Source organism: Streptomyces sp. NBC_01454 (assembly GCF_036227565.1).
Classification (GTDB): domain Bacteria; phylum Actinomycetota; class Actinomycetes; order Streptomycetales; family Streptomycetaceae; genus Streptomyces.
In genome coordinates, this window is sequence record NZ_CP109460.1 from 7,796,033 (window position 1) to 7,822,031 (window position 25,999).

Here is a 25,999-nt window from a genome sequence, read left to right on the forward strand (position 1 = left end):
GCTTGGGGCGCACAGCTACGTTCCCTGGTGAAACGATGAACGCTGCCCGGTCCCAGGTCGCTGCGGTACAGGCCCCTGGGGCCAGGCGAGCGGCCTGCGGTCGGGAGCTGGGCCGCGGCTCGGCCACCTCGCCGCCGATACCGCTGGTTGCTGATGTCGGCACCGAGCCCTGTCCTGCACGAGGCGGGGCCCCGGTGCGCCGCACCGGGGCCCGCAGGGGAGATATGGGGCTTCAGAACGTCCAGGTGGTGTACCACGTGGCTTGGCTGGAGGGATGTGCCAGGTCGGAGGTGACCCCGCTGAGGCGGCCGTCAGTGCCGCGGGAGCCTGTGTAGCGCCCCTTCGAGCCGTCGCTCCAGGCTATGACGAAGTAGACGTAGGACCCGTCCACGAAGCCCTGTTCGATGGTGCCCGTTGTCGCACTTCCCGTCCTGGCTATACCGGTGAGCTTGCCCTGGGCGTCCTGGGTCACGGAGAGCGTGGCGTTGGACGAATTGCTCTGGTACAGGGTCCAGATCCCTCCGACGTTGAATCCGGCTGCGGCCGCCTTGGCCACCGTTGCTACGGGGGATCGGTGCGCCGAGGCCTGAGCGGCGGGTGCGGCGAGCACGGTGCCACCCAGTGCGACGGAGAGAGCCACGGCGGCCGTGACGAGTCTGACGCGCATGCGGATTCCTTTCCCTAAAAGGGAATTTATGCGGCATAGGGCCTTCTGCGGAGACCTGAGCCTCGCAGGAGCGGCCGTTCCCAACCAGGTGAGAACCGGTCATTGGCGGACATGTAATCGGCCGGTATATGACGTGACGGCACCAAGCTTGGTAAGGAATCCGACGGCACAGTCCCTCTGGAGCGGGCGGCGGGTCGCCGTCCTCGACCTCGACGAACGCGTGCCGCGCCGATCCGAGCCGAGCCCTGGGCGCCAGCGTCATCCCTGATCTGAGCAGCAGTGGCCTCGGCGGCGCGGTGGGCGGAGGTGCGGTGCACGCTGGTGATTCCTGGTACGAGCGCGGCGGACCCGGCGGAGGAGGGCACCGCGACCCCGAGACCGATCAGACCGCCGAACATCCGGACAGCCCGTTCGACGAGCCGCGCTCTGCGCTGACCGACCCGGACGGCGCGTACAAAAACTGAGGAGACAGCCGGGAATGTGGAAGGTCTGGCAGAGCATTCGCGTATATCGCGAGGATCCCGAATGGCGTTACCGGAAGAAGGAGTTCCGCGACTGGGTGAAGGCATGCGGCGCACCAGGCCACCCCGTCGGCGTGCGAGGCCATCACGTCAAGCATGTGCGCGAAGGGTGGGTCCCCGGTCCCGCTGGTGGCCGGGGTGCCCGCCGCATTGCTGGAACGACGACGGTCCCGGCGTCCCGGCCTCGTTCCCCGCGGATCTTTTCCAGCCGGGCCTACGCGCCGACCCCGCGGACGGACATGGCCGCGCGGGCCTCGGGCTGCCGCTCGCGAGGCGCCTGGCCTGGCCGGCTGGTGGTGAGGTAGGTGACCTATGACGCCGGGCACGCCCCGGGTACGTGCTTCGTGGTCTGGTTGCCCGCCGGATGACCCGGCCGCGCCCGGCGATGCCCCCGCCCGGTAGCCGGCGGGCGGGGGCGCCGCCGGGCCCTCGTGCCGCCGCTCAGGAGGCGCCCGTCAGGGTCGTGTCCTTCGGGGCGGCGGTGCGGCGCTCCTGTACGTGGGCGTAGCCCATGAGGCCGATGAGGACCGCGAGGAGTACGGCCGACGAACCCGCCGTGCCGAGGTCGAGGCCGCCCTTGGCGAGCGGCTTGGTGAGGAAGTCGCCGGCCGTGGCCCCGAGGGGGCGGGTGAGTACGAACGCGATCCAGAACAACACGACGTTCGGCACGGCGGGCACCCGCATCAGGCCGACGAGTACGGCGAGCACACCGGTGACGAGCAGGGCGCCGCCCGCGTAACCGAGTCCGGAGCTGTCCGAGAGGAAGTCACCCATCGAGGTGCCGAGCGTGTTCGATACGAGGATCGCTGCCCAAAAGAGGGCCTCCGCACGGAAGGTGACGATGTCGCGGATGGCGAACGTCAGCCCGGTGCACTTCCAGATGACGAAGATGACGAGCAACAGCGAGATCAAGAGGGCGGCCCCGGTGGGGTAGCCCAGCCCCAGGCCCTGCGGTCCCCAGCCGAGCGACTTCGCGCCGCCGGTGAGGAACTTGGCGCTGGCGTCCCGGTTCATGAAGTCGGACATCGTGGTGCCGGCCATGCTCGTGGACAGGATGACGGTCCAGTAGAAGAAGGGGTTGTAGCGCCGGGACCGGAGCTGGACGACCAGGGTGACCACGAAGATCAGGAACAGCGCGATGGTGGTCAGGAAGTAGCCGAGCTTGAGTGTCTGGGCGAAGAGGTCGCCGGCCGTCTCGCCGAGGGTTGTCGCGGCGACCTTCATGACCCAGAAGGCCAGCGTGACCTCCGGCAGCTTCCGCAGCACGTACCTGTCGGTGCCGGCGACGTCGATGTCGGTCAGGACTTTGGGCTCAGGCAAGGTCGATCCCTCCTGGGTGGCGCCTTCGCTCCTCACGTCGTGCCGTGAGGCCTGCGAAGTGCGCACAGCGGTGGCATGGGGCGGGTGCGGGACGCACCGCACGCAGCGATCGTCTCGCACCCCGTCTGACGCTTCCAGCCCCCACCTGAACGCAACCTGAACGCCGCCGATCGCTCCCGTACATCAGCCCCGGACGGGTGAAGCCGGCCCCAGGCTCTTGTGATGTTGCCGGCGAGCGGGAAGGCGAGGGAAAGACGTGTGTGCCTTCACCGGCGAATGCATCGGCGAGGGCGAGGCCGATGTCCTTGCTCGCGCCGGTGACGACGGCGACCTTGTCCTTGAGCTGAAGGTCCATGACGCTGGCTGAATCCACCAAGGCCCATCTGGAGGGCGCGTGAAGCGGGGCAGAACATGGGGTTCGGTCGGACCAGGAGATGGCTTGGTGGCTGAGCCGGGTTGCGGCGACGGCGAGTCTCCACTGTCGATGGCACCTCTCGCCATAGTTGCGAGATTGGGTGAACAGAACCACGGGTGTCCTTCGGAGTGGTCTTCCGGGTCTTCCGGGTTGTAAGACACGCTCTAGTTCCGGCGAACCGCCCCGGTGCGTGGCCTCGGGGCCAGTGCCGCGTGCAGGGCCGGGGCGAGGACATGGCGGGCCTGGGACGGGGTGAGCGCCGAGGGGGTGGGGAGGGGGTTGAGGTAGCGGGTGTAGATGAGTCCCCCGAGGATCGTCACCACCGCCGTGGCGCGGGCGGTGGCGTCCCGGCCGCCGAGAAATTCAACGAGACGGCCCAGCAGCTCGTGTTCCAGGTATTCGCGGACCGCCTCGGCGGCTTCGTCGTTCCGAGCGGTGAGCAGACGGAAGTCGGCGTCCTCCCACAGGTCCGTCACCGCGTCGACCAGCCGCTCGGGGAGGGTGGACGGATCGCCGCCGAGGACGTCGTCCACCGCCAGCGCATTGGCGCACTGGAACTGCATCACGTCCGCGAACAGGCCTTTCTTGGAACCGAAGTGGTACGAGATCAGGGCCGGGTCGACGCCGGCTGCTTGGGCCACCGCACGCAGCGTGGTGCTTCGGTAGCCGTGTTCCAGGAACAGCGCCCGGGCCACCGGGACGATCGACTCGCGGGTCGGCGGATTGCCGCGCGGGCGGCCTCGGGTGCGGGCGGGGGCAGGGGCGGCGTTATTCATCGGCGTTGAGCCTGTGCTCAGCGACCCGCACAGTCAAGGGCGTTCCAGCAACCCCACGAAGGGATGACCCGACATCATGCGTATCGCAGTCTTCGGCGCAGCCGGACCGACCGGCCGCCACCTCACCGACCAGGCGCTCGCCGCCGGCCACGAAGTCGTCGCCGTGACCCGCCGACCCGGCTCGCTCAGTTCCCGTACGGGCCTCGCCGTGGCCGTCGCGGACGCCACCGACCAGGCGGCCGTCGACGCCGCGATCGGCGGGACGGACGCCGTCCTGTCCGCGCTGGGCGCACGCTTCAGCAAGGGGCCCATCAGCACGTACTCGGCGAGCGCCGCCGTCATCACCGAGGCCATGGCCCGCCACGGCGTCAAGCGGCTGCTCGCCATCAGCTCCAGCATCGCCGACCCGCACTGGCGCCCCACCGGTGCGCACTTCTTCAACCATGTGCTCGACCCACTGGTGAACCGGCGCCTGGGCCGCACGCTCCACGAAGACATGCGGCGCATGGAGGAAGTGATCCGTGAGACGGACCTCGACTGGACCCTCGTCCGTCCCTCGGGGCTCTTCGACCATCCGGTCGTCACCGACTTCCACACCGCGGAGACGAGCGCGGACGGCGTCTTCACCGCCCGTGCCGACGTTGCCGCGAGCATGCTGCGCGAACTGGTGGAACGGCGCTACGTCCGTACGGCCATGGGCGTGATCACCACCGCCGTCAAGCCGAACATCGCCAAGCTCATCTGGAACGAAGGGGTGAAGAAGAGGTGAAGAAGAAGTGAGCCGGGCGATCACCGAACGTCCGCCCGGCTCAACGGCGTTTCTCGACCGGCCCCGCTCGGCCACATTCTCCGTCCTGACGGCACCCGGCACGTGGCCCCCGTCGGCTTCCCCTTCGACGTGGTCACCGCACTGGTGCGGGTGACTACCCGGGCAGGGACGTGCGAGGCCCGGAACGTCGCGGCAGGCGGACCGTCGGCCCGTGTCGCCCTCTGCCGGCGCAGCGGCCGCATCTGTCGAGCGGCCTCGCCGGTGTCGTGCTCGACATGTACCAGCACGGACCAGCACGGACCAGCACGGACCAGCGCGTACTAGCACGGACCAGCACGGACCACGTGTCAGTGGTGGGGAACACGCATACAAGGGCGGCTGCCCGCGGGCCGGCTACCAGCCCCGATTCCCCGGCGGCAGATCTTCGGGGAGCCCGTATGTGCCATCCGATGCCGTGTGCCTGTCCCACTGCTGGTGGCACAGGCGCTTAAATATCGGAGTGTGACTAGAGAACCGCAGCGCTTCACGATCTTGTTGGTCCCCGAACATGTGGAGGACAGAGGCGGTGCCTCCGTGGAGGACTCAGCCGTGCGATCGGCGGTCGTCGAGGCGACAGGCGATATGGGCGCCTCGGGCTACCCCCGCTACGTCGGGCACGGGATCGTGGCCGACATCGACCCCAGCACGCGTACGGTCGAGGCGTTGCTCGTCGATGGTGCAGAGCTGGACTATGGGCTGACCGCCAGGGTCACCTCCTGATCGTGGTGTCGTGCGCAAGCGGCCAGTCGTGACAGCGGGGCGCATCGAGCGGTCAGGGCTGTGGACGGCTCCGAGGGAAGCGGCGGACCAGTGCGGGGGCTCTATATGCCCAGCCGCCAAGCCGCCCAGGCGGACGTGCTCGCGCCGGCCGCCAGTTCCGTCGCGACCAAGGACCGGCAGGCAGAGCATGGCGTACCGGAGCAGCGCCGGCCGAGAGTGGCCGGATCGGCCTCATCGGCATGGTGGGTGGCTTGTGGACCTGTGGGCGTGCGCGCATGCTCAGGCCGTATGAGAGCGCTCCCGAGGGGCGGGTGCGGAACAGGGGGGTGCCGCGCGATCCATCGCGTGGAGCGGCCGTCCTGGTCGCCAGGGCGGTGGGGCGGTGGGGGGCAGTACGGAGCGCGTCAGCGCCGCACCGCAGGTGCGAGGACAGGTAAAGGCATTCTGCCATAGAGCATTTCTTTCAAGACAATTGCGGAAGTATCCCCTTCATGTGTATCGCGAATCCTGTGGACTGATCGCCGGTTTTGTGCCGCGAGCAGTGTGGGACGGCCGGCGATCGGGAGGGGCTCATGGCGCTCGGGGAGATCGGCCGCGGGAGCGAGACGGCGCGGCTCCGTGCCGTGCTTGAACAGTCCCGTAGGCGTCGCGGCGCGGACCTGACGGTCATCCGTGGCGAGCCGGGAGCGGGGAAGTCGGCGCTGCTGGACGCGTTCGGAGAGGAAGCCTCCGCGGTCGGGTACCGCGTGGCCGCGGTACGCGGGACAGGGCCGGGGGAGCGCCCGTATGCGGCGGTCCATCGGCTCATCGGCCAGTTACGGGCCGGGGACGGCCCATTCGTCGTGGATCAGCACTGCCCACCGGACGGTGACCCTGTCCAGGGGTGGGCTGCCGCGGTGCGGACAGGGAGGGATGCCCCCATCGCCCTGTGCGTGGACGACGTGGCCCGTGTCGACAGCTGGTCGCTCCGATGGCTGCTGGATCTGTCCCGGACAGTGCCGCCGGTACCACTGGCCATCGTGCTCACGGACCGGACCTTCGGCACCGGGGCCAGGGCTGTCTCCGCCCTTATGAAGGGCATCTCCCACGCGCCCGGCTCCGTACTCCTCACCGCGGCCGAGCCCGTCGATATGCCGGGGCTGCGCACGGAGGATCTGCCCGAAGCGGCCGCCGCACGGTCTCGGGTCGTGCTCGACGCCCGGACCGCCGCGGTGTGCGGCGACCTCACCGGAGGTAATCCCGCCCTCCTGCATGCCTTGCTGGCACCGCACTCCGACAGTGCGCCCACGGAGGACGCCCTCCGCGCCACCGCGGCATCCGGTGTCCTGACGGGAGCCGACCGGTGGCTGGCACCGCTTGGCGCGCCCGCCCTGGACCTGGCGCGGGCGGTCGCCGTGCTCGGTGGCGGCGCCGAGGTCGCGGTCAGCGCTGAACTGGCACACCTCACGGTTGAGGAGGCGCTCGCGGCCGTCGATCAACTCGTCGACGCCTGTGTGCTCGCCAACCGCACGCCGCTGGCCTTTCGCCACCCGCTCCTGGAGGCGATGGTTCTCGGCAGCATCGCCGCCGGCACCCGAACCGCCCTGCATCTGCGGGCAGCTGCCCTGCTGCGCGACCGACAGGCCGAAGCCACCTCCGTCGCCCACCACCTGCTCGCCGCCGGCCCCGTGGGAGAGGAATGGGCGAAGCGCTGCCTGCGGCTGGCCGCCCGCCAGCTGGAGCGGGAGGGCAGGCCGCACGACGCGGCACGGTACCGGCGCTGCGTCCTTCGCGAACCCCTCGGTCCGCAGGAGAAGTTGACCATTCGCCGGGAACTCGCCGAGCTGTACGCCGTCATCGACCCCGAGCGGGCCGTGCACCTGTTGGACGCCGCCCGCTGCGAGTCCCATCCCCCCGGCATCGTCGTGGAGTACGCGCTGGCGCTGGCGGCCGTGCTGGACGGGTGTGGCCGGTCCGAGGACGCCGTCACCGTCCTCGACGACGCCGCCGCCCGGCTCGGACGCACACCGGGCGACGGCTCCTGGCAACTGCGGCTACGCCTGCACAAGGCTTTTGTCTGCCGGCGTGCCCCGCTGTGGCTGGCACGGGCCGCCGATCCGCTGGGCAATCTGAGCTGCCAGGCCCCCCACCGGGGCGTCGCCGGCCGGGAACTCGCGGCGCTGCGCGCGGTCCGTGCGGTCGACGCCGGCGCCGACCGGGGAGCGGCAGCCCGCTACGCCCGGCAGGGCTTGCCCCGGGGCGAGGGGTGCGGTGCGGCCACCCTGCTGTGGCACACCTGCGGCGCGCTGGTGGCGGCCGGTGACGTCGCCGAGGCGTGGACACACTGCGGCCGCGGGCGCCAGGTCTCCGGTGTCCGAGCCGGCCGCTTGGAGCAGGTCACGTTGGCACTGGTGCGCGCGACGGTGCTGCGGGCCCGAGGTGACCTCTATGCCGCCGACGCCACCCTGACCCCCATGGCTGACCGCCTGCTTTCCTTCGCAGCCGCCGGGCACCCCTTGGCCGTGATCGGTGTGGCGGCCCTGGCCGAGGTACGGGCCCTGCGGGGCGCGACGGACTCGGCGCGTTCCCTGCTCGCCGAGAGCAGGCTGGACCGGCACCAGCTGCCCTGGCGGCGGGACTCGGCGTACGCCCTGGCCGCGCGGGCCGCGGTCCACGAGAGCGACGATCCCGGCCGCGCTGTGGAGGACCTGTTCGCGGCGGGGCGCCTCCTGGACGAGGCCGGGGTGCGCAACCCCGCGGTGCTCCCTTGGCGCTCCCGTGCCGCTCGGGTCCTCGCGGCGTGCGGGGAACGCGAAGAGGCCGCCGCACTCGCGGGAGCCGAGCTGACGGACGCCCGCCGCTGGGGCACCCCGGAATCCGTCGGCACCGCGCTGCACGCCCTGGCACTCAGCGAGACCGGGGAGCAGCGCATCAGTGTGCTCGCAGAGGCGGCCAGGACGCTCGCCCGGTCCTCGGACCGTATGCAACATGCCGTGGTGCAGGCGGCCTTGGGGGCGGAGCTTTCCGCGGCCGGCCGGGCGGAGGCGGCGCGCGCCGAGTTGCTCCCGGCCCTCCAGCTCGCCCATGCCTGTGGTGCCGATCCGCTGGCGCACCGCATCCAGAGGGCCCTGGGGCCGCTCCGGGCAAGGTGCCTGGAAGCCTTCGCCGCCTCCGGGGCGCTCCCGGCCACTCCCTGCCCCCGCTCGGCCGGTGAGGTGGCGCCCGCCGCGCCCCCGGTGCCCGCAGGTCACGCCGCCGCGCACGCCGCCCATCCGCTCCTGAAGAGCCTGACGCCCCAGGAACGGAAGATCCTTCACCTGGCCCGGGACGGATACTCCAACCGTGACATCGCGGGCCGGCTGTTCGTCGCCGTCCGCACCGTCGAATTCCATCTCTCCGGGGCGTACCGCAAGTTGGGCATCGCCGGCCGCCGCCAGCTCGCGGAGGTGTTCAGCGCCGGCTGACCACGGACCCGGAGCGGCGCGGGCCCTATCGCGTTCCCTCCGCCCACTCGGCGCCGATCCGCCGCCAGCTGGGCTCCTCCCGCCCGTCCGGTGCGGCGACGTATCTCTCGAAGCTGGCGATGGCCGAGGTGCCGTGCACCGACTCCACGGTCCGCGCCGCCAGGTGGCACAGCAGACCGCGGTCCATGGGCGCCAGTCCCAGCCGGTTGAGGTGGAGGTAGAGGTAGTTCATGGCCAGGCGGAACGAGGCGAACCAGGCGTCGTCGACGAGGAAGTCCTGGTGCCCGTGGTCGGACAACAGGAGCGTGTGGAACTCGCTGAGCTGCCGGGTCGGCATGCGCGGAGCCACCGCCGCCCCGCCCATCGACACCTCGCCCGAGGCGAGCAGTGGCTGGGCGATGCGCTGGTGGCGATGCACGGCCCGCGCCCACTCCCGTACGAATGCCACCCCGGAGCCCGTGGCGTCGGTGCCGTCCGACTCCGCGAGGGCCGCCTCCACCTCCCGCAACCGTGCGCTCAAGGCGGCTTCCTGCCGGCGGAACCGCTCGTCGAAGCGGGTGCGGTAGGCCGCTGGATCGTTCGTGCGGGACAGAAAGGCGTCCGCGTGCGAGCGCAGCGACAGCACCCCCCTCTCGATCGGGGCCCCGCCGGCCTCGAACGGGATCGCCGCCGCGGCCGCCGTGGTCCACATCAGGTCCAGGGCCAGCACGGATAGGGGAGCGGTGCGCAGCTGCTCGTACATCCGGAACACGAGGTCGGTCGTGTCGGAGAGGAAGCCGGCCAGCAGCTCGCTCGCGCGGAGTGAGCCGAGCACCTGCAGGCGGTGGTCATACGGGCGCTCCACGACCGTGTTGTCCGCCACCCACGGACGGAGCGGCCCGGGCTCCATCTCCAGCTCCGCGAGCCGCTCGTGCACGGGCGCTAGCGCGGCCTCGTCCAGTGCGACGGTGGACGGGCGCACCCGTAGGTGGTCCGTGAGCACCCTTCGCACCACGGGGCGCACCTGCTCACACCACGCTGTCTCGTCCGTAAGGAAGTTGAGGCGCAGGTGGGGGCCGCGCAGCCAGTGCCGGCCGAACCAGCAGTCACGCACCCAGGGCCGCACCGCGGCGAACGCGGGACGTACCGCCTCAAGGATCAGTTCCGGCTCCGCGGCCTCGTCGTGGTGGTGGACGTGCAGGCTGTGCCAGGACGCCTCGACGGCCCCGGTCATGCGACGCCCTGCGCCTCGGGCAGTTCGGCCAGCACCCGCCCCACCAGGAACCGCAACTGGTTCTCCTGCCACAGGGTCAGCCCGAGCCGGTTGTTCACCAGGTGGGCGCAGCGCAACAGCACCAGGCTGGTGGCCGGGTGCGCGGTCGCCGGCAGGTCCAGCGGATCCGCCAGCGGAGAGGCCGCCCAGTCGGCGGCGAACTCGCCGGACTCCTCCATGCGGTGCAGCGCGTCGCGCAGGTGCCGCACCGATGCGAGCCAGTATCCGCGCTGGCCGGTTCCGGCCGGTTCGGCGGCGAGCTCCCAGGTGCGCCGGGCGCGCGCGTGCAGCTGCTCGCGCTGGAGCCGGTAGCGCGGTTCGACGTCGGCCGCCTCGGGGCCGCTCCCGAACGGCAGCGGCGGACCACCGTGCTGCGCCCACCGCTCGCGGATCTCGTCGCACAGCGCGAACACGCCCACCACCAGGTCGAACGCCAGCAGCGCCCGCTGCTCCACGGTGGTGCCCGCCCTGATCACCGACAGCGCCAGCCGGCTCGACTCGCAGAAGTGCCGCTCCACGGCGGCGATGGCGGCGCCGTGGCCGTAGTCGGCGTGCTCGCGTGCGTACGGCAGGAACTCCACGGTGTTGTTGGCCCGCACCACGGCGTCGTGTCCGGCGCGGCCCTCCAGCCCGGCCAGTCCCTGCGCGACCTGCGCGAAGTGGGAGCGGTCCACCACGTCCGGAGCGGGTGACAGCGCGAGGAACGCGCTCAGGCCCCGCTCCATCGCTTCCGCGACTTCGGCGCGGTCGCCGGCGCGGGCGGGGAGCAGGCGCAGGCGCACATGGGGGCCGCCCTCCCAGTAGCGCAGGAAGAAGTACCGCTGGATCAGTCCGTGTTTCTCCAGCTCCGCCACCAACGGCTGCACGCAGCGGGTCAGGAGCGCGTCCTGGTCGGTGTCGTAGAAGACGTGGGCGCACACCCAGTCCTCCGACCGCGCGGTCGCCGGATCCGGGCGAAGGCCGTCGCCATGTCCGTTCGTCATGCTCATCGTGTCCGTCCTTCGTTGATCTCGACGAGGAATTCGGTCACCCGGGGCCCGCTGTCTCCGTAGTCCGGCATCTGCGAGGGGCCGGGCCGGGCCTCCTGGAGGAAGAGCACCTGACCCGCACCGGCGGCGAGCAGCCGCTCGAAGACCCCGACCAGCAGCAGCTGGGCGAAGTCCACGTAGAGCGGCTTGCGGGACTTGACCCGCCACACGTCCCCGCTGACCACCGACCGAGGGTCCAAGGCGCGGACGAAGCAGCGCTGCGGCATCCCGTGCTCTGCCAGCCACCCGGCGAGCCGCAACAGCAGGGACCGGTCGCTCTCACCCTTCGCCCGCCGCGGTATGGCGTCGGGTGGCAGCACCCACTGCCGGCGGCTGACCGTCGTATGGCCCACGACCACCCGCGGCTCCGCCAGGACCTCCCGCACCTCGGCGAGGGAGGGGTCGCCGAACATCCGTCGTCCCGGGATCAGCAGATTGGACGTGGCGCCGAAGGTCTGCATCAGCAGGCGCAGCGCCGGCGGCAGCCACAGCTCCGCGATCAGGTTCGGGTGCACCGGCCGCAGCTCGCCGGCGTGCCCGCGGGCGTGCAGGGTCAGCAGGCCGAGTGCGGGGTCGTGCCGCACATACAGGTCCCCCAGGGGGATGCGGTGTTCCGGGTCGCGCAGGCTGCGCCCTCCGGGGTACTCGATCTCTGCGGCCACGGCGGACGCGCGCAGGCCCACGTTGCTTCCGAAGTGGCGGCAGGTGTCGGCGTGGAGGACGCCGGCAGGCGGGAGGGCGGTGTCCACGGCCGCGTCCCGCGACGTGCCGAGGCCCGCCTGGGTGAGCAGCCGCCCGATACGGTCACGCCCCCGGCCGTGCCCGGAGTTGACGGCGTTGACCACGAACTCGGGCACGGAGCCGGTGCCGAGGGGCTGGCCGTAGTACGCCACGGAGTCCGGCGCCCGCATCCACGCGGGCCGGCGCCCGGCCACCGCGAGGAGCCGCTCGGGGGCGATCCGTGCCACACCGTGCGCATCGGCCGGCGCGGCGCGGACCACCTCGCACAATTCGTCCCGCAGTGACGCCAGCTCGCCCAGCCGTGGGAGCCGATGCTCGTGCATCGTCCGGTAGCCGTGCACGGCGACGGAGAGCAGGGCGGGCAGCGCGGGGTCCTCGCGCAGCCACGTCTGGACCTGCCGGTGAAAGGTCAGGAACGGCACTGTCTCCCCGGCCCCGACCCGCTCGGCGAACAGGTCGGCGAGCGTGACCCGGCCGGGCAGGGCCGGGTCGAGCACGGCGTAGCAGTGCCGCAGGGCGTCCAGATCTCTCAGGACCGGTTGCCACGCGCCTCGGTCCGGTCCGGGAAGGGGCGCCGCCAGCAGGGCGTTCTCGATGACGCTGTTCTTGGCGGGCAGACTGATGCGATCGGCGCCGAGCAGGTCCCTGATCCGTCGTAGCGTGCCCTCGACGGCCTCGATGGCACGCACTCGTTGCGCCGGATCCGTCATCTCCGGGTAGCCCGACAGCGTTCCGGCGATCACGGCGAGTTCCCGCTCGACCCCGACGAGCTCCGGGCTCGACGCGCCGGCCAGCCATGCACGCAGGTCGGCGACGTGATCGAGGCTCTGGTCGGCGAAGGGCCGCTCGGCCTCCAGCAGCCCCAGCTCCTCCAGGCGCGCCAGGTACGCGGCGGCTGCTGCCGGTTCGCTGCCGGTGCGGCGCGCGACGGACCGGGCCGCCTCCTCGCGGGTGGGGCGGCCCTCGCGCACCACCTCCACGCACACCCGTACCGCAGCCGCCTCGGGCAGCGTCCGGAGCGGCTCCTCGGCCCCCGCCCCCAGGAACTGCCAGCCACCCTCGGTGCGCAGGGCGCCGGGGTTGAGACGCAGCCTGCAGCGCCCGGCGAGTTCGGGATGGCTTTCGAGTCTGCGGACGATCTGCTGGACGACCCATACGTTCAGCTCGGCGACCGTACGCACCTCCGGACCGGTGGTGGACGCGCTGCTCCGTGCACCGTCGCTCCAGGTACCCAGGCCGCTCGCGGTGAACGTGCTGAACGGGCTGGTCTTCATGGTCACCCGCCCGAGGTACTTCGCGAGCCGCAGCGCCAGCGAGCGTTCCGGTGCCCGCTCGTCGGGGTGCGCGAGCCATTTGCGAACCTCGGCGAGGAGCACCGGACTGCTCAGGACGAGGCCGTGCTGGAACCCGGGATCTGCTGCCGCTTTGCGCAGCAGTGTGTGCTGGGTGCGCAGGTGGTGGCCGATCAGGTCGTCGAGTCGGGCCAGCGCCTCCTGATGGCCGGCGCGCAGCCGCGCCCAGGTGTCCACCCGGGCGACGATGGCGTGGGGCAGCAGCGCACGAACGGCGTCGTTCCAGTGGCGCTCGGCGAGCGGGCGGCGGTTGTGGATGGCCCGCCGCACGGCCACCAGGAGCGGCTTGCCGGAACCGGCCCGCCCGATCTGCTGGTAAAGGAGGTCGGACAACTCGGCCGCCAGGCAGTCCAGTTGGCGTTCCGTGTCGCGTACGGTCTCGACCTGGCGCCACAGCTCCGGCGAGCGCATGTCATCCAGCGTGTTCGCGGGCAGCCCGCCGATCCGTACGCCGAAGGCGTCCGATGGTGAGAACTCATCGGTCATGGCCGACTCCAGTCACGGAAGGTGCGGAAATGCGGGGCGTGGGCACGGCGACGTCACGGGAACGGGTGCGGGTGCGAATTGATCTCCTCCTCGGCCAGGGGCGCCGCACGATGGCCGAGTTCTGCGGGCAGCCGCAGCAGCCGGGGCAGCCCGTGGGTGCGGCGCATCCGGTGCCCGAACGTCATCGGCAGCAGCCCCGGCACGATCACCTTCGCGCAGGCCAGCCCGCCTGCCCGGTGCTCATCGGTGGTCTGGTCGACCACGACCACGTCCAGACCCCGATCGGTGAACCGGGCCACCGCCTCGGCCAGGTCGTCGCGCATGTCCTGGTGACGTGGCCGGCAGGTGGCGTGCGCGAACGCCTCCTCGACGGGCAGGCCGCCCGTCTCGGCGTCACCGCCGTCGCCGAGCAGGAAGGCGAAGCGGCCGAACGCGGCCGGGTGGCAGTACAGCAGCGCATGGTCCCGCATCTCGCGCACCAGGCCCGGATCGTCGACCATCGCCGCGATGCGGTCGCGCTCCTCGCGGAAGGCCGACCGGTTCCATCCCAGATTCGCCGTGAGCTCCAACAGCCCGTTCATCAGGGCGCGCTCGGGATCGAAGTGCGCGCCCGCGGCGCAGACCGCGGCGGGCTCGTCGTGCCGGCCCGCATCGCCGGGGCGCACGGCCATCACCCAGGCCGTCGGGATGCCGTGGTCAGGGGTGGTGGCGAAGGCCAGCACCCGGTGACCGCTGTCCTGGCGGATGCGCTCGGTGAGCGCACCGACGCAGGGGTCCGACACCGACCGCAGGTCCACCCGCGGTGCGGGGAGGCGGGCGTACCAGGTCAGCAGGAACGCGTCCCGCTCGGCGAGTTCCACCAGTCCGTGCAGCGCCGCCTCTTCCAGGCAGCCGCCCAGCGCACACCCGTTGGACACCTCGTACGCCAGGGGCCTGGCCGCCGGATTGTCGTGCCGGGTGCGGTAGTACGCGTAGTCCTCCGGAACGAGGACGGGGGCATCGCGGGCGAAGGAGTGTCCCCACACCCAGTTGAGCACCAGGTCCGGAGCGTACGGCGGATAGGGGAAGCCCGGCTCGGCGTACCGCTCCGGTGGGTACAGTCCCAGGTCGAGCGGGCACAGCGCCCGGTCGGCCACCTCCGCGTAACCGGCCCGCACCGTCGTGCGCCGCCCGCCGGGCCGGGCCCCGCCCAGCCGCTCCAGTGCCTCCGCCAGCGCGGTGCGGGCGCAGGCCCCGTAGCCCAGGTCGCGTCCGAACCCGGCCTCCTGCTCGCCGCCCGGCAGGTGCAACGGGGCGGAGACCATGGGGTAGGGGTAGTCGGTGCGCACGTCGAGCTGCCGGACCAGCCCCGTGCGCCCGTCGACGTACCGGGCGACCAGTCCGTCCCAGCCGGCCCGCAGGTCGCGCACACGGGGCACGTCCCGGTCGGGTTTGGGGCGGGGCCATTCCATGAGGACGGGCGGCCGGTCCTCGGGGAGCCCGCCGCACCAGGGGCACGCCGGGTCGGGCAGGAACGGATGCACGCCGACGGCGAGGGTCGTCAGCGACAGGAAGACGAGGGCATTGTCGGTCAACCTCCCGGTGGCGGCGCCCAGTTCGCTCGCCACGAGCGTGGCGGCCGTTTCGCACGACCAGGTGGTGAGGACCGGCGACGCACGCTCGGCGAGCCGTTCGCCGTGGCGCTGCAGGAGAGCCGAGCGCGGGCTGTCCTTGCCCAAGGCCCGATGCCGGCGCGTCCGGGCACATCGGGCGCATCCGGTCCGGCCCGGAACGGTGGTCGGGCCGACCACGAGCTGGCCGAGCTCGACCCGTACCGGCAGCCAGCGGATGTCGGCGCGCGGCGGCTCGGTCGCGGTCACCCAGTGATCCTCGGCCGTGACGACCGCCTCGCAGGCGAGGGCCTCCTCCGGTACCAGCCGACTGGTACGGGACAGGGCGGTGCGGATCGTCGCGGCGAGGACGCCCTCGCCGACGACCGCGACGCGGGCCGCGGGGGCCGTCGTCGCGTCACCGGAGCGCGCCGGGAGCGGTGCGGGCGGCCGTCCGGTGCGGGGGGCTGTCACTGCGTCGGTCAACGTCACGTCCTCGTCATCGCCGGGATGCCGTGTTCGGCGGGCCAGGGCCCGCCGAACACGGCTGTGCTGGTGCTCGATTCAGCAGCAGCAGCAGGAACAGCAGCTCGCCGGGGTCCCGGTGGAGGTGCAGTTGGATGCGCCGATCTCGACCATGGCGTGGCCCACGTTCACGGTCTCCAGGCTCGCGCCCGGCGAGGCCGGCAGGATGTCCAGGTCGTCCACACTCAGGTCGGCGAGGTCGAGGACGAGGTCGTCGTTCATCGCATTCCCCCTTCTTCTTGGATGGGTGAGAGTTGGGCCAGTCACTGGTCCCTCCGCATCCTGCGGCGCGTGGACGTCCGGCGTCTTCACGGTCCGACCGCAGGACGGCCGTGGCCTGAGCCGCGGTCGCAGCCCGTAGGACGCCCGTAGGTCCGGCCCACCAGGTACCGCAGGGCGGCTCACCAGATCAGCTGCGGCTCGTACTGGGCGGTGGGGCGACGCCTGCCCATGACGAGCGTGAAGACGGGCACGTGGGCGGCGCTCACTCCGATCAGGTCCCTGACCATCGCGTCGTGGTAGCCGTTGGTGACCCGTACGGACAGCCCGGCCGCGGCAGCGAGCACACTGACCCGCTGGGCGACGATCCCCGCCTCCTGGTGCAGGATGCGGTACCCCCGAGCCCCGAACCACCGGTCCCCGGCCAGCCGGTGGGCGGTGAGGAACACGAGGGCGTCCGCCTTCGCCGAGTTCACCGCGGGCGTGCGATCGCACAGCATGTCGACCACGGCGCGCCAGTCCCGCTCCGGCAGCCGCACCAGCGCGGGTGATCCCGCGCCGGCCGTCAGCCGGTACAGCCCGGGGCGGATCCCGTCCACACCGAGGATCAGCACGTAGGCGTCCACCAGGGGGCGGCACGGCGCCTCGGTGTGGTCCGAGGACACGGGCTCCAGCACGTACCGCAAGGCGGCCGCCAGCCGGCCGGCGGCCAAGGGGCGGGCGGCCGGCAGGAACATCCGCCCTCCCGAGTCGCGGGCGCGCAGCGCCGCGGACAGCTCCACGCCGCCGGGACCGGGCTCCGGCAGCGCGAGCGCAAGGGCACCGTCCGGGTCCGGTGCCCGGGCAGGCAGCGGAAAGCTGTCGGGGTCGATGGCCGGGCCGGGGCCGGTGAGCCGGGCGGCGAGGTCGAGCGTGGTCAACCCGGACCAGGTGCGGGAGGGGGAGCGGTTGGTCCGTACGTGGGGAGGGTCAAGGACGGGCAACGCGCAAGTGGGAAGGGGAGTATGGCGCGCCGGGGCAGGCAGTGGCTCCGCGTCTCCGGCCGGGGCCAGGTCGATCACCGCGAACGCCGTCTCCTCCCTGCCGTCGAGCCCCAGCGCACGGTTGACCACGGCGTCGTCGAAGCGGTGGTGCACCCGCCCGCGCAGCCCGAGCGCGGCTCCGGTCAACAGCGCGTTCCCGACCGTCATCCCGGCTTCCTGTGCGCACAGCCGATACGCGTAGTCCCGGTAACGGAAGGCGGTCTTGCGAAACCATGCGGACACCACCAGGAGTCCGCGGTCCGCCCGTACCCCCGCGGCAGCGCGTACGGCGTCCGGTACGCCGCCCTCTCGCAACCGAGTCAGCGAGTGGTGCGCCGGGTGGTAGTGATAGCACCCGGCGGGCAGCTCGCCCGCCGGACGGGCCAGCCACACATACAGCTCCACGGGATGGAAGCAGCGCGCGGACGCCACCATCCGGTGGTACGGCCACACCGCATGCGGACCGAGCTCGATCCGGCCGACCCCGTACGTCCAGTACAGCAGGGCGGAGAGCGTGCGGAGGTCCAGGGCGCCGAGGCCGGGGGTCTCATGGGGGTGAGCGGCGCGGAACGCCTCGAAGGACCAGCGCGCGTCCCCGATCCGTCGCGCCGGCTCGGGCAGGACGTGGCGGGGCAGCCCACGGTATGTCTTGACCGGCAGCGGGTCGTCCGCGCCGCCCTCCTCACCGTGCCCCTCGGCGAAGAGGTCCTGGACCCCTTCGAACGTCCGCCACCAGAACCGCAGGCCGACAGAGCTCCGCAGGTCGTCGGCGACGCTAGTCAAGGGCCCGCACCGCCGCCCGCGGCCCAGCTGCCGCCGCTGCCTCACCTGCCTCGTCGGCGAGGACGACGCGCACCAGGAAGGGCAGCACCTCGTACACCGCCGGATCGTGATCGAGCGGTACCACGAGCGGACGCCTTCCCCGCGAGCGCAGGGCCGTGACCATGCGTGCGTCTCCCGCCGGCTCCGCCCGCCCGAGGTGCCGCCCGCCCGGGGCAGGGGCGTGCAGCTTCCCCAACTGGACCGGTGCATAGGCCGGTTCGTTCGTCATCACCGACTGCCGGTCGAGCAAGGCCGCACGGAGACCCTCGGCGACCGACGAAGGCCCGCAGGTCACGGCAACCGGGCGGTCCCCCTGCCACCAGGCGAGGACGGGCAGGCCCAGGGCCCCGCCGATATCGGCCACCTCGGCCGAGCCGCGGGAGGCGTGCAGCAGGTCGAGGAGGCGCCGCGCCTCGGGGGGCAGGGCCCCGGGATCCAGATGCAGGGGCTGTGGCCGCGCCCGTCCCTCCGCCACATCGCGCAGGGCCAGGCGTACACAGTGCTGGGCGAGGCCGTCCGCCACGGCGTCGTCCCAGTTCAATCGGGCGGCCACCCCGACCTCGTGGTCCGCCGCGAACACCTGGCCGGCCGCCACCGCCTCGGCGCGCCGCTCGTCGAGCGCCCACCCCCACACGGTGCCTCCGGGCCCCAGCCGGCGGTCATCGACCTGGCGCACGGCGTACGAGGCGAGCCCGCGCAATGCGGCGTTCCGGCGCGCCTCGGCGAAGCCCGTTCCCGCCCCGTACACCGGCACGGCGCCCGACGCGTGCGGCACCGCCTCGGTCACGTGGAGCGGCACCTGCGTGCACTCCCGTTCGTCGAGGGCGCGCAGGACACCGACGTACGGATCGAAACAGCGGGCCGCGCGCCGGGAGAAGGTGTCCTCGTCCAACGGCGGTGTGGCGCTGAGCCGTTCGAGCCGCCGCGTGAAATCCTCCCGTGTCTCCGGACGGGCGGGGAGCGCTGTGGGATGGGGCAGGAAGGCGTGCGTGGAGGTGCGCAGGGTCTCCAGATCGATGCGCGTGATCTCCTCCCGTGCGCCGACTGTGGCCTCCTGACCGGAGGCGATCCCGGTGAGTGCGGTGAATGCCGCGAGTCCCAGGTGCGCCGCCACCACCGCGGCGGCCGGCCCGGTGAGGAAGGCGTTGGGCCGGAACGGGCCGCGTGCAGCGAGCCGCCGCCACGCCGATCGCCAGGCGGCACCGGATGGCCCCAGCCACGCGATGTCGTCCAGCACCAGCCCCTGCACCAGCAGTGTGCCCGACTCCCGGCACAGCGCGTCGAGGCGGACGGCCCGGTCGACGCCCGCACCGTCCGCGACATGCAGAACGGCATCCGCCTGCTCGACCACCCGGCTCAACGTGCCGTCGTCCAGCGGCGTGTGGTGCACGATCTGTTGCGGATCGCGCAGTGTGGCTTCGGCGGTGAGCTCCGCCATGCGCTCGGCGTGGGTGCCGGACGCGTCCGTGCACACCGCTCGCAGGCTGCGCACCCCCGAGCGCAGCGCCGAGCACACCAGGGAGACGAACACCGGACCCGAGCCCACCACCACCATCTCGCTGTGGCGGTAGGTCTCGAACCGCCGCGCGGCGGAGTCGCCGTGGTACTCGAGGAACGCGATCTCGGACGCATAGGTCTCCAGCTCCCGCCGCGTGAGCCCGTGCGGCAGGTCCACCCCGGCGTCGACCAGGCAGCCGGCGGAGCGCAGTTGGCCCACGAGTGCGTGCACCACCTGCCGCTTGTCGTTCGGCAGTCGCCCGAGCAGATCGTCAAGCTCGACCGAACCGTCGAGATGCGGCGCGAGCCGGTCCAGCCACTGGTAGGCGGACCTGCCGCGCAGGGCCAGGTCGACCCCGGCGCCGAAGACATGGACACCGTCGCCGGTCGGCACGTACAGGACATCGGACTTGAGTCGGGGGCGCATCATCCGCCTTCCGGGTCGGGTACCCACCGGTCGGCATCCGATGTGCCATCGAGCCCGGCCTCGGCACCTGTAGTCGGTGGGAGCCCAGCCGAGTATCACGGCAGTCCACAACCGTGTCTTCACGGTCGGGCCACAGGGCGCACCACAGGTTGTGGTCGGCGCCGGGTCTTGCTACCTCCGCTGGGACCGCCTGGCCACTCAGGACGATGCCGTCCCGCCTGGTGCCGATGGTTTCGTACGGGGCGGTCACGTTCGCTTGCTCACGGGGAATCACCCTTGCGAGAGAGGCTTGCCCCGTCGGGTCGAGCGGTGGTGCGGTCCGTGGGATGCGGCAGCGGAGGCAAGGACGGCTCGCGCAGCCAGGCATCGAAGAGTCCGTCGAGGGGCGAGGCGGCGTACCGCTGGGCGTGCGCGGTGAAGTCAGCGGTGGTCACGGCGCCGTGGCGGTGCTTCCTGGTCCAGTCCCTGAGCATGCGGAAGAAGGCGTCATCTCCCAGGGCGCAGCGCAGTACATGGACCGTCAGCCCCCCTCGTTCGTACAGTCGGTCGTCGAACATCTGCAGTTTGCCGGGGTCGGCCAGCAGCAGATCCTCCGGAAGCGCGGCCAGCGTGCGGTGCGCCGCGGCGGCGTGCGCGGCCGCCGTTGTGCTGCCGGCCTGCTCCGACCAGAGCCACTCCGCGTACTTGGCGAAGCCCTCGTTGAGCCAGATGTGCTGCCAGTCGGCGACCGAGACGCTGTTGCCGAACCACTGGTGGGCCAGTTCGTGGGCGATCAGGCGCTCCGAGGTGCGTGCGCCGTCGAGGTGGTTGGTCCCGAAGGTGGCCACTCCCTGGGCCTCCACCGGGACGGTCAGTTCCTCGTCGGTGACCACGACCGCGTACTCCCCGAAGGGGAATGCCCCGAATGCCTCCTCGAAGAAGGTCATCATCTGGGTCTGCCGAGCGAAGTCCACGGTGAATGGGGGCAGCAGTCGTGCGGGCAGGTAGGCGGTCTGTGGCACCTGCGGGGGCTGTCTGTCCGCCGGCGCGGGGGCGGTGAGTGGCACGGCCGTGTACCTGCCGAGGGAGACGGTGACCAGGTAGGTGGAGGTGGGGGCCGGCTGCTCGTATACCCAGGTGGTGCTGCTTGCCCGGATGGTACGGCTGAGCAGTCGGCCGCCGACCACCGCGGTGTACGGGGACGGTGTCGTGATCGACACCCGGTAGGACGCCTTGTCGGCCGGCCGGTCGTTGCAGGGGTACCAGGACGGCGCGCCGATCGGCTGGCTGGCCACCAGCGCACCGTCGGTCAGCTCCTCCCAGCCCAGGCCGCCCCAGGGGCTGCGCAGCGGCTGGGGATTGCCGGTGTAGCGCACCTCGACGGTGAAGGGTGCCCCTGGGGCGAGCGCGCGGGCCGGCCGGATGCGCAGCTTGCCCGCCCGGTGGGTGTAGCGCGCGGTGCGGCCGTCCACGAGCACCCGGTGAATTCTGAACGGGGCCAGGTCGAGTGCGATCTCGTTCAGTGCGGCGGGTCCGGTCAGCGCGCTGAGCCGCGCCGAGCCGCTGAGCCGGTTGGACAGGGGCCGGTAGTCCAGGTCGAGCGCGTAGCGTTGCACCTGGTAGCGGGTGTCCCCGTGATCTGGGAAGTACGGGTCCGGGCCGGGAGCGGAATCCTGTCGGGGGTTCAACGGTCTCCCTCCTCCCGGGCGGCGGGCTGACGGTCCATGGTCGTGCTGTGCCTCATTCTCGCCAGGCCCCGATCGGGTTGCCCAGCCAACGGGTGCCGTCCGGTACGGTTTCCGCGCCCATCGCCAAAGACCCCGGCCCGAGGGTGCTGTGCGCCCCAAGAGTGCTGCCGGGCAGCACGATGCCGTGGGGGCCGAGTGTGGCACCTTCGCGAAGAAGCACGCTGTTCATCCGGATGATGCGATCGTGAAAGAGGTGGGTCTGCAGCACACATCCCCGGTTGATGCTCACCCCGTCCTCCAGCGTGACCAGGTCGGCTTCCGGCAGCCAGTAGGTCTCGCACCAGACCCCCCGGCCGACGGTGGCTCCCAGGGCCCGCAGCCAGAGGTTCATCAACGGTGTGCCCGGCACCGCACCGACCAGCCACGGCACGGCCAGCACCTCGACGAACGTGTCGGCGAGCTCCGCCCGCCACACGCACCCGCTCCAGAGCGGGCGTTCCGCCGGCCGGAAGCGGCCCACCAGCAGCCATTTGGCAGCGATGGACACCCCACAGGCGGCGCTTCCCGCGGCCAACAGCACCAGGCCGGACAGCAGCGCCGCCCCCGCAGGAGAGCCGCGTGCGGCCAGTTGGGCGAGCGCGGCCAGCACCAGCAGGCCAAGGGCGGCGGAGACCAGCACCGGCAGCAGGCGGCACCCTTCGACCAGCCCTCGGCCCCAGAGCAACCGGGGCGGCGGGTCATAGGTCCGGCGGTCGTCCGCGGTGTCGGCCGAGCGCGGCAGCCGCATGGGCGGCATCCCCAGGTACGAGCCGCCCTTCTTGGCCTTCTTCGGAGCAGCGGACAGCACCCCCACCAGCGACCGCTCCGGGACGGCGCGTCCCTGCGCGGTCATGCCCGAGTTGCCGAGGAACCCTCGCTCGCCGATCTCGGCCGCACCGATCCGCAGCCACCCGCCGCCCAGCTGGTACGGGGCGAGCAGGGTGTCGTCGGCCACAAAGGCCCCGTCGCGCACCGTGGTGAAGGTGGGCAGCGCCAGCACGGTGGAGACCTCGACGCGTCTGCCGACCGTCATGCCCAACGTGCGCAGCCAGAGCGGAGTGATGAGGCCGGCATAGAGCGGGAAGAGCGTGCCACGGGCCAGGTCCATGAGCTGGCTCACGGTCCAGGCCCGCCAGGCGATCCCGCCGTGCACCGGGTGCCAGCCGGGGCGCAGACCACGGCTCAGCAGCCGGACGGCGACGATCAGCAGCGCGGCGTACACCAGCCCGAAGGCCAGCGTGGCGGGCACGAGAGCGAGGAGTGCTCCGCGTACGGCTTCCGTGAGACCTGCCCCGGCGTGGACGAAGCGGCCCGCCACCGCCAGTGCCGGGATCCCCGCCATCAGCTGGAGCAGTCCCAACCCCGGGCCGCTCACTCCGTAGAGGGTTGCCCACCGGGCCTGGCGCGGGGGACGCCGCTTGGGCCACCGCCGTTCGGCCTTGCCCCTTTCGGCGGCGGGCGCACCGCCCCAGCTCTGGCCGGTCGGCACGCGGCCGCTGACGACGGAACCGGGAGCGACCTGGGCCCGCTTGCCCACCCGGGCGCCGGGGAAGAGGGTGCTGCGGGTACCGACCACCGCGCCCGAGCCGACCTTCACCGGACCGATCTCCAGCCGGTCCCCGTCCAGCCAGTAGCCGGACAGGTCCACCTCCGGCTCGATGGCACACCCGCGGCCCAGCTTGAGCATCCCGGTGACCGGCGGCAGCGAGTGCAGATCCACCTCCGGTCCGATGCGCGCGCCCAACGCCCGGCCGTACCGGACCAGCCACGCCCCGGACAGACCGATGGCCCCACTGAGTTCCGCGAGCCGCTCCGCCGTCCACAGTCGCAGATGTACGTGTCCGCCGCGGGGGTAGCTGCCCGGCCGCAGCCCCCGGAGCAGCAGCCGGGCCCCACCAGCGGCTATCGCCAGCCTGCCCGGCGGGCTGAAGAACAGCAGGCCGCCGGCCGCCACCCACCACCACGAGGCCGTCGGCGCCCACGGATAGCTGCCGCACCACGCCAGCACATTGCCCAGAGCCAGCAGCGCGAGCATCCAGCGCAGCCCGACCAGGGTGAAGAGCGGGAGCACCAGGAGGAGCTGCCCGATCTTGGCCCGGGCCGGGACGGGCAGCACGCAGCGAGTGCCGCTCCCGCCCTGCGCGGAACGCTCCAGCATCCGGGCCATCTTGCGCAGCGTGGGCCGCTGGTAGACATCGCGGACTGCGGTGGCCGGGTAGCGGTTGCGGAGCAGGGTGGTGAGCCGGGCGGCGGCAAGGCTGCCGCCGCCGATCGCGAAGAAGTCGTCCCGGGCGTCGGTGACCGGCACACCGAGGATCTCGCGCCACTGCTCGGCCAGCCACGCCTCGGTGGCGTTGAGCAGCCCGGCCGAACCCGCGGCAGCGCGATCCGGCCCTGCCGTCCGCGGCAGCGGCCAGGGCAGCCCGGCCCGGTCCACCTTGCCGGAGGTGCGGGTGGGCAGGACGTCGACGGGAGCGAGCAACGGCACCAGGGCAGCGGGCAACTGGGCACGCAGCCGTTCGACGGCCTTCGCGCGGTCCCAGCCTTCCCGGGTCACCACATAGCCGACCAGCAGGGCATTGCCGCCGCGTGCTGTCCGGACGGCGGCAGCGGCACCGCTCACGCCGGGGAGCGCCTGCAGCGCCGCGTCCACCTCACCGAGCTCGATCCGCCGGCCACCGAGCTTGACCTGTTCGTCGTTCCGGCCCAGGAAGACCAGGCCGTCGGGCTCGGCCCGTACGAGATCACCTGTGCGGTAGGCCCGCTGCCAGCCGAGCGACTCCAGCGGACCGTACTTCTCCGTGTCCTTGTCGCCGTCCAGGTACCGCGCCAGCCCGACCCCGCCGATGACCAGTTGGCCACTCCCGCCCATGGCGACGGGCGCCCCGGACCCGTCCACCACGGCCAGCTCCCAGCCGTCCAACGGCAGACCGATCGCGACCGGCCGTTCACGGGTCAGCAGTGCGGCGCAGGCGACCACGGTGGCCTCCGTGGGACCGTAGGTGTTCCAGACCTCCCGTCCCTCCGTGACCAGCCGCTCGACCAGTTCGGGGGGACACGGCTCGCCTCCGAAGACCAGCAGCCGCACCTCGTTGAGTGTCTCGGCCGGCCACAGCGCGGCGAGCGTGGGGACCGTGGACACGACGGTGATGTCCTGTTCGGCCAGCCACGGGCCGAGACCGGCTCCGTCACGGACCCGGGAACGTGTCACGGGGACCAGACAGGCGCCGTGCCGCCAGGCGAGCCACATTTCCTCGCACGAGGCGTCGAAGGCGACCGAGAGACCGGCCAGCACCCGGTCACCCGGGCCGATCGGTTCGTCCTGGAGGAAGAGCGCGGCCTCGGCGTCGACGAAGGCCGCCGCGCTGCGGTGGGTGACGGCAACGCCTTTGGGTCTGCCGGTGGAACCGGAGGTGAAGATGATCCAGGCGTCATCCCCGGGACCCGGGCGGCGTGGACCGCCCATGGCTCGCGGACCTGTCATGGTGAGACGCCGCCCGGCCCCCAGGACGGCGCTCACCGCCGCTTCGCCGAACATCAGATCCGCTCGCTCGTCCGGGTCCTCGGCGTCCACCGGTACATACGCTGCCCCCGCGGCGAGCACGGCCAGAATGCAGACGTAGAGATCATTGGTGCCGGAGGGCACCCGCACCCCGACGCGGTCGCCCACGCCGATCCCGGCCGACGCCAGCCGGCGCCGTAGCCCCTCGACCTCACCGGCGAGTTCCCGGTAGCTCAGTGTGGTCCGTCCGTCGTCCAGGGCCGGCTCGTGCGGATGGATCAGGACGGTGGCGTCCAGCACATCCACGAGCGTGCGCGCAGCGGGAGCCGTACGTCCGCCGAACACCGCGGGGAGGCGGCCGGCGCCCTCGTCGACGGGATCCTGCTCCCGCACCATGCGCCCCGACACCAGTTCCACCATGCGTTCCTCGTCCCTGTTCCCCCCTTCCACCGCCGAGCGGGACGGGTGGCCGCGGGCGTGCCACCACGCCGCGCGACGCCGTTCCCGGAGGCACCGACCGCACGCGTGGCCCACAGGATCCACTCGTCCATCCATGCGAATATGCGACGACCGTCGAGACGCGGCGAGCGGTAGTGGCAATAGGGTTGTTCTTTCACCGGTGGCCGGCGCCTTGCCTCTCTCGAAGGGCGGCCGGCAGGTCACCCATTCGGCCCGGTGCGCGGTGCCCCGCGTCAGTCCCCGGCCGATGCTGCTCTGGAACCCTGGTGGAAGGAGTGGTCCCGGTGACGTCGTTGGCCGAAGACTGGCTGGCCCCGTGGGTGGCGAAGGCGCACTCAGCCCTTGAGGGCGGATCGCTGGCGGGCTTTCTCGCGGACCTTGCCACCACCGCCCCCGCACTGGGACGGGCCGCGGCGCACATCATCAGCCTCCCCGTGCACTCAGCCGCACGAGCCCTGGGCACGTCCCCGGAGGTCCTCACCACGGCCTTGGCCCAGCTCAGCGAGGCCGGTTTGCTCACGTACTCCTACGACGGCGCCCCCGACGCGGCACACGCCACCATCACCCTGCTGCCCGCCGGCCCCTCCTCGTGGTCGTGAGGCAAGGGGCGAACCGGGGGGCCGAACTCCCGACATTGACGGGGGCGGGGCGGGGCGATCGCGGAGCGGGCATGTTCGTCCGCGCATCGCTTCCCCGTAGCAA

17 protein-coding genes and 1 pseudogene are annotated in these 25,999 nt (G+C 72.2%); 6 read left to right on the top strand and 12 right to left on the bottom strand.

Going from position 1 to position 25,999, the window contains the following annotated elements; all coding sequences use genetic code 11:
• Window positions 1-232: 232 nt before the first annotated feature.
• Window positions 233-667 (bottom strand): hypothetical protein, encoded by a 435-nt coding sequence (locus tag OIU81_RS34365; protein ID WP_329154126.1) that lies wholly within the window; start codon window positions 665-667, stop codon window positions 233-235.
• Window positions 668-978: 311 nt separating this feature from the next.
• Between OIU81_RS34365 and OIU81_RS34370 the strand changes: the two genes are divergently transcribed.
• Together OIU81_RS34370 and OIU81_RS34375 are read left to right on the top strand one after the other, a co-directional pair.
• On the top strand, window positions 979-1,131 hold the full coding sequence (locus OIU81_RS34370; protein ID WP_329154129.1) for a hypothetical protein: 153 nt from the start codon (window positions 979-981) through the stop codon (window positions 1,129-1,131).
• Between the two features lie 217 nt (window positions 1,132-1,348).
• Window positions 1,349-1,556: pseudogene (locus OIU81_RS34375) on the top strand (ATP-binding protein); the annotation flags it as partial.
• Between the two features lie 73 nt (window positions 1,557-1,629).
• Here the strand turns inward: OIU81_RS34375 and OIU81_RS34380 are convergent.
• Both OIU81_RS34380 and OIU81_RS34385 read right to left on the bottom strand, forming a co-directional pair.
• The gene (locus tag OIU81_RS34380; RefSeq protein WP_329154131.1) at window positions 1,630-2,508 is read right to left on the bottom strand and encodes a COG4705 family protein; all 879 of its coding nucleotides are present in this window, start codon (window positions 2,506-2,508) and stop codon (window positions 1,630-1,632) included.
• A 579-nt stretch (window positions 2,509-3,087) separates the two neighbouring features.
• Entirely contained in the window at window positions 3,088-3,699 is a 612-nt protein-coding gene (locus OIU81_RS34385) for a TetR/AcrR family transcriptional regulator (protein ID WP_329154133.1), read from the bottom strand.
• A gap of 76 nt (window positions 3,700-3,775) precedes the next feature.
• Here OIU81_RS34385 and OIU81_RS34390 point away from each other — a divergent pair, with 76 nt between their 5' ends.
• The 3 genes from OIU81_RS34390 to OIU81_RS34400 all read left to right on the top strand — a co-directional run bounded on the left by OIU81_RS34390 (window position 3,776) and on the right by OIU81_RS34400 (window position 8,670).
• A complete protein-coding gene (locus OIU81_RS34390; RefSeq protein WP_329154135.1) occupies window positions 3,776-4,468 on the top strand; it encodes an NAD(P)-dependent oxidoreductase in 693 nt (230 codons plus the stop codon).
• A 501-nt stretch (window positions 4,469-4,969) separates the two neighbouring features.
• Window positions 4,970-5,227 (top strand): hypothetical protein, encoded by a 258-nt coding sequence (locus tag OIU81_RS34395; protein WP_329154137.1) that lies wholly within the window; start codon window positions 4,970-4,972, stop codon window positions 5,225-5,227.
• 572 nt (window positions 5,228-5,799) lie between these two features.
• A complete protein-coding gene (locus OIU81_RS34400; RefSeq protein WP_329154138.1) occupies window positions 5,800-8,670 on the top strand; it encodes a helix-turn-helix transcriptional regulator in 2,871 nt (956 codons plus the stop codon).
• Window positions 8,671-8,695: 25 nt separating this feature from the next.
• Here the strand turns inward: OIU81_RS34400 and OIU81_RS34405 are convergent, their stop codons facing one another.
• From OIU81_RS34405 to OIU81_RS34445, 9 genes are all read right to left on the bottom strand, one after another.
• A complete protein-coding gene (locus OIU81_RS34405; RefSeq protein WP_329154139.1) occupies window positions 8,696-9,883 on the bottom strand; it encodes a thiopeptide maturation pyridine synthase in 1,188 nt (395 codons plus the stop codon).
• Complete coding sequence (locus tag OIU81_RS34410; protein ID WP_329154141.1) at window positions 9,880-10,911, bottom strand: thiopeptide-type bacteriocin biosynthesis protein; 1,032 nt, start codon at window positions 10,909-10,911, stop codon at window positions 9,880-9,882. Before OIU81_RS34410 ends, OIU81_RS34405 begins: the two co-directional genes overlap by 4 nt.
• A complete protein-coding gene (locus tag OIU81_RS34415; protein ID WP_329154142.1) occupies window positions 10,908-13,529 on the bottom strand; it encodes a lantibiotic dehydratase in 2,622 nt (873 codons plus the stop codon). The genes OIU81_RS34410 and OIU81_RS34415 overlap by 4 nt, the downstream gene beginning before the upstream one ends.
• A gap of 53 nt (window positions 13,530-13,582) precedes the next feature.
• Window positions 13,583-15,604 carry a TOMM precursor leader peptide-binding protein gene (locus tag OIU81_RS34420; RefSeq protein WP_329154144.1) on the bottom strand — a complete coding sequence of 674 codons (2,022 nt, stop codon included), beginning with the start codon at window positions 15,602-15,604 and terminating at the stop codon, window positions 13,583-13,585.
• A gap of 78 nt (window positions 15,605-15,682) precedes the next feature.
• Window positions 15,683-15,865 carry a hypothetical protein gene (locus tag OIU81_RS34425; protein WP_033265174.1) on the bottom strand — a complete coding sequence of 61 codons (183 nt, stop codon included), beginning with the start codon at window positions 15,863-15,865 and terminating at the stop codon, window positions 15,683-15,685.
• A 179-nt stretch (window positions 15,866-16,044) separates the two neighbouring features.
• Entirely contained in the window at window positions 16,045-17,667 is a 1,623-nt protein-coding gene (locus OIU81_RS34430; RefSeq protein ID WP_329154147.1) for a SagB family peptide dehydrogenase, read from the bottom strand.
• Entirely contained in the window at window positions 17,660-19,633 is a 1,974-nt protein-coding gene (locus OIU81_RS34435) for a hypothetical protein (RefSeq protein ID WP_329154149.1), read from the bottom strand. Before OIU81_RS34435 ends, OIU81_RS34430 begins: the two co-directional genes overlap by 8 nt.
• 257 nt (window positions 19,634-19,890) lie before the next feature.
• Window positions 19,891-21,297 carry a M1 family metallopeptidase gene (locus tag OIU81_RS34440; RefSeq protein WP_329154150.1) on the bottom strand — a complete coding sequence of 469 codons (1,407 nt, stop codon included), beginning with the start codon at window positions 21,295-21,297 and terminating at the stop codon, window positions 19,891-19,893.
• Window positions 21,298-21,349: 52 nt separating this feature from the next.
• Window positions 21,350-25,234, bottom strand: a complete 3,885-nt coding sequence (locus tag OIU81_RS34445; protein ID WP_443074180.1) for a Pls/PosA family non-ribosomal peptide synthetase — start codon at window positions 25,232-25,234, stop codon at window positions 21,350-21,352.
• 347 nt (window positions 25,235-25,581) lie between these two features.
• Between OIU81_RS34445 and OIU81_RS34450 the strand changes: the two genes are divergently transcribed.
• The gene (locus OIU81_RS34450) at window positions 25,582-25,896 is read left to right on the top strand and encodes a helix-turn-helix domain-containing protein (protein WP_329154154.1); all 315 of its coding nucleotides are present in this window, start codon (window positions 25,582-25,584) and stop codon (window positions 25,894-25,896) included.
• Window positions 25,897-25,999 lie beyond the last annotated feature (103 nt).